This window comes from Methanocella sp., assembly GCF_035506375.1.
Lineage (GTDB): Archaea > Halobacteriota > Methanocellia > Methanocellales > Methanocellaceae > Methanocella.
This window is the reverse complement of record NZ_DATJPM010000028.1, coordinates 1-4,664: the sequence shown is the minus strand read 5'-3', so window position 1 is coordinate 4,664 and position 4,664 is coordinate 1. Positions and strand designations below refer to the sequence as shown.

General features: G+C 53.8%; 4 protein-coding genes and 1 pseudogene. 2 read left to right on the top strand and 3 right to left on the bottom strand.

All coding sequences use genetic code 11. From position 1 onward, the window contains the following. Positions 1–553, top strand: a pseudogene (locus VMC84_RS03190) (ATPase); the annotation flags it as partial. A gap of 162 nt (positions 554–715) precedes the next feature. After that, positions 716–1,666 carry a methanogenesis marker 12 protein gene (locus VMC84_RS03185; protein ID WP_325378071.1) on the top strand — a complete coding sequence of 317 codons (951 nt, stop codon included), beginning with the start codon at positions 716–718 and terminating at the stop codon, positions 1,664–1,666. A 78-nt stretch (positions 1,667–1,744) separates the two neighbouring features. Here VMC84_RS03185 and pdxT read toward each other — a convergent pair whose 3' ends face one another. From pdxT to VMC84_RS03170, 3 genes are all read right to left on the bottom strand, one after another. Further along, a complete protein-coding gene (gene pdxT, locus VMC84_RS03180) occupies positions 1,745–2,341 on the bottom strand; it encodes a pyridoxal 5'-phosphate synthase glutaminase subunit PdxT (protein WP_325378069.1) in 597 nt (198 codons plus the stop codon). Positions 2,342–2,456: 115 nt separating this feature from the next. Further along, entirely contained in the window at positions 2,457–3,245 is a 789-nt protein-coding gene (locus tag VMC84_RS03175) for a prenyltransferase/squalene oxidase repeat-containing protein (protein ID WP_325378067.1), read from the bottom strand. Positions 3,246–3,247: 2 nt separating this feature from the next. Beyond that, positions 3,248–4,207: an alpha/beta hydrolase gene (locus VMC84_RS03170; protein ID WP_325378065.1), complete on the bottom strand. Its 960-nt coding sequence runs from the start codon at positions 4,205–4,207 to the stop codon at positions 3,248–3,250. Between the last annotated feature and the right edge of the window lie 457 nt (positions 4,208–4,664).

Here is a 4,664-nt window from a genome sequence, read left to right as displayed (position 1 = left end):
CCTTCAGAAATTAAAAAAAGAGGCCGACGACCTCCAATCGCTCGTCCAGCGGTCGGTTGACTTTAAATTTCCCCTGCGCATCCGGTGTTACGACTGCAACGAGGTGCTTGATAACTCGAAAAAGCTGTACGTCCATAAGATCATATTCCCGGACCATTCCTATTACGACCCGTACCGCATCAGCCTGCATTTACGGTATTTCGGCTATCCGGAGCTGCTCAAAGTGCTCCAGGAGGAGTACGGCTGGAACTTCGTGGAGAACACGCCCGAGCGCATTCATTCCTATATGATGGAGCTGGCCAGCATGCGGGAGCGCCATGCCCAGGCCCGGGTCAAAGTTGAGGAGGAGGTCGAAACGCTGAAGGGCCTGCTGGACTCGAACGTCTGGCTCACGAAGAACGACCGGACGGCGGTCATGAGCCGGTGCCAGAATAAGATTAAAGTGCTCCATGGCATCGACAGCACTTTCCGCATTATCGAGGCCATGATAGAGCAGGACGGGCAGGTGAGCCTCATGGACCGGGCTGCGGTGTTCGAGGCCGAGGCACAATAGAAAGTGTATCGGGGCTCTAAAATACATCTGTTTTACTTCGAGTAGCTCATTGCTTGCTTTTCTAATGTCTTATGGCCGTGCCTTTTCCGCTGACTGGTCTGCTTTAGTAAACATTATTAGGCTTCAGAGCGAGTGATAATGACATAAAAGAAGGTCCTTATCGTGTTCATCGGGATTGATCACGGCACAACGGGCATACGCTTTGCCAGCACGGACGGAAGCTGGTTCGAGCTGTCGCGAAGGCAGGCCCGTGACATGTCGCAGGAGCGGATAGTCAGCACCATGCTGGAGAGCCTGCATACCACAAAAAACGACATAGAGCTTATCGCGCTTACGTACTCGATGGGCGACGGTATTTCCCGAATTACGCCTATCGATAAGGTCGAAAACCGCGGAATCATCAGCCGCGAGGGCGCCGGCGTCCATATTGGCGGCGGCACCAACGTCTACGATGCCATCGCCTCATCGGGCATACCGGCTGTCGTGATCCCGGGCATTCACCGGCATAATTACGGCCACCCGTGCTTCCGCGTCTACTCCCACGGCGCCAGCCCGGAGAAGCTGGGCATCGCCTATAACGCGTACATGTCTGCCGGAGACAGGGACTTCATCGTCTCCGATATCAGCTCAAACACGGTCACCATGGGCGTCCAGGGCCTGAAGCTGCTCGGCGCCATCGATGCCTGTATCTTCGCCCCGGGCGTACACCATGGGCCTTTAGACTTACAGGCTATCCGCGACGTCGATGATGGTCTTATGACGGCGAACGACGCCTTTTCAACGGCGGGCGTGACTAAGCTCATACCCTATAAAGACTTGAACGCGCTGCAGGCCGCCCTGGAAAAGAATGACCAGGACGCGCTCTGGGCCTTCGATGCCATCGCAGTCTTTGCCGCGATGGAGGTCGCTTCGTTCTTGATGCTCATTCCCGACGCCATCGTGTTCGTGGCGGGCTCTGTCGGCTCCATGGGCCTCGTTGTAAACCGTATGTCGGGCTTATTAAAGAAAGACGTCATTGTCCTTGGGAAATTGTCTGCGGCGATAGGGCTGGCGCAGATCGCTCGAGGCGTTCATGGCGGTAAAAAGGATATTTTAGGGATTACTGTTGAATAACAATTTTTCTTTATTATTTTACTGGCACGAAGAGCTGTGGTGAAAATAATGTCCTCTGTGCCCTTTGTACCGTAGACATTAATTCCTGGAATGCTTTTTGACAATATCCATGAAGTACTTGTGAATTCGTGCGTCGTCGGTCAACTCGGGGTGGAATGCCAGCGCTACAATATTACCCTGCCTGGCTGCGACGATGAACTCATCCAGCCGGGCCAGCACTTCGACGCCATCGCCCGCGGAGACGATGGCTGGAGCACGGATGAAGACGGCGTTGAACGGCCCGCCCTCGATGAACGGCAACGACAGGGGGGACTCGAATGACTCACGCTGGCGGCCGAAAGCGTTCCGGTCGATGGCCGTATCCATGAGGCCCAGAAGCTTCTGGCCCGTCTTACGCACTTCATCGTCGCCACGGGTTGCTAAAAGAATCAAGCCGGCACAGGTGCCCAGGATGGGCATGCCCTGCATCGCACGCCCGATAATCTCCTGCGCTATGCCCTCCGACCACGCGAGGCGGCACAGCGTCGTGCTTTCGCCGCCCGGGATAATGATGGCATCACACGAGGGCACGATGCCCTTATGCTTGATCTTCACTATCTCGCCGTCGAAAACGCGGGACAGGGCGTCGACGTGCTCTTCCACGTTGCCCTGCAGCGCGATGACTCCGATCTTCATGACGCCACGATAATCGCATGTATAAGGTTAAAACTTTTCTATCGGGGCAAAGCTTCAGGAAGCAGGACAATGAATCTAGCGCCTATATCGGGCTCGCCCCGGGCACGGTTACCTTTTAAAGCCGATCCGACATCGCAAGAAGGGCGAGCGCCGTTGCTGCCTGGTCCGACTGCGCGCCGGCCTCTCTACCGAAGCCGCCATCATCGTTCTGCACGGCCGGGAGCCATTCCTCGATGACCGACGATATGTCCGGCTCTTCGATGGCCTTTAGCGCTCCCAGCAGCGAAGCGGCGTCCGCGGCATGGCCGCCGGCGATGGAATCCCGGGCGGCGATCCATGCAAAATCGATGAACTTTTCTCGTAACTCATCGTCCAGATAGCCGATACGCTTCAGGTTCAGGATCGGGGCATAAACATGCGATACCGGCTCCTCTTCGAACGCCAGATCGCTCATATAATCCAGGGCAAAGCCCAGCCCTTTAGCGAACCGCTGAATGCCGCTGAGATAAAAGGAATGGAGCGCCCGCAGGCAGAACGTGGTCGTGAAAGCCTTCTTCTGGGCATTCGTGCCCCAGGAGCCGTCCTCGTTCTGGTTTTCCAGGAGCCACAGGATGCCTCTGCTGATGGGCATACTTGCCTTGCCATAATCGAAACAGTTCAATACGACCATGGTATAGGCCGTATTCGAGGCGTCCGAGTACATCCGGGTCTTTTGCCTGAAATGCCCATCACGCTCCTGCATGCTTTCTAAATAACCTAAACCTTTAACCATCGTGTCTTCCGGCATGTATCCCCTCAGAGCGAGCAAAGACCGGGAACATATAAAAGGGTCGCCGCTTCCCCACGAGCCGTCGGGAAGCTGCGCATTGATTAAATACTCCGAGGCCTGAGCAGGTAAGTCCATGGCTATCGACCGAGCATCGCCTTCAGCTCTTGATGCACGTCATCCGCGAACGCCGGGTCCCAGAGGCCATGTGTCGTGCCGTTATACTGGTGCCACGCTTTTGGCTCGGAAGCCTTATCGTATAGTGCCTTACCGTCGGCAATCGGCACGATCGAGTCGTTGTCGAACTGGAACATGGCCAGCTTACGCGGCGGCAGGCTTGACAGATACTTCGAGGGCATTACCGCGCCGATAAACTTCGTCGCGTTCTGGTCCGACGTAGCAGTGAAGGCAAAGTCAGACGAACTTATAGTTATGACACCCTTAAATGCGGGCTGCTCGCCTGCGGCCACGATGGCCCACATGCCGCCGATGCTTTCGCCGAGCAGGCTTACGTTGCTGCTGTCCAGGTCAAACCGCGTCTTAATATAGTCATAACCCTTGAGCACGTCATAGATCTGCTTATATTGCACGGGATCGCCGCCGGCCATGAACGCCTCGTACCCGGAGTTCCAGTCGTTCTGGGCGTCGCCCTGTGTTTGCCCGCCATTGCCGCGCTCGTCCAGCGTCAGCGTGGCATAGCCCATGTCGCAGAGCGCCAGGGCCGTCGGCATATTCGCCTCCTTCGTGATCGTCATCGCCGGAAGCACTATGACGACGGGCGGCTTTGTGACGTTCTTCGGTATCACCAGGGATGCGTAGACGTCGTCCCCGAAGCTCTTGTAAGTAACAGTCTCGAATGTGTAATTGGCCGTGGACTTGGTAATATTAGATGAAGCGGTGATGTCTCCCGTATCAGTGAAACTGAGCTTGCCCGTGGCGTCGATAGTCCATAGCTTTGCATTCTTATCCGGTAGCTGCGTAGACCAGGCAAAGAAAAAGAAGCCGATGACCAGGATGAATACTATTGCACAAATGCCGATGTAGAGGAGCCTGCGAGACTCCTGCTTCTTTCGTTTTTCTTCGTTCTTCTTTTTGGACACGGCTTACTATTTTGGCGGCATCGAAAATAAGCCTTTTGGATTTCGGAGACACAAAGCTTACTGAGGCACTATTTTTACCGCAAAGGCCAGTAGTTCAGTGTTTGTGTCATGATGGTTTGCTGCTCTTTAAGGCACAATAGTGCCTCAGTTCTCTTCGAGCACTTAAAGCAGAATGAAATTATAAGGCGAGCAAGCAGGCGCCTCTACTATAAGCACATAACTACTGACTTAACTCTTTTAATAAGATTGCTGTGTTGAATAAGTCAAGTTTTGTTAATTAGTAAATGATTACTAAGCTAATTAATTTTTAAAATTATTTGCTGTGTTGAATTACTCCCGTATTTTAAGCTTTTTAAGGGCACTGAGGGCATTATTTTTCACCACAAAGGCACGAAGAGCACGGAGGCCCACAAAGTTTTCTTTTTAAATTAAGTTACAAAGTACACAAAGCCGGTTC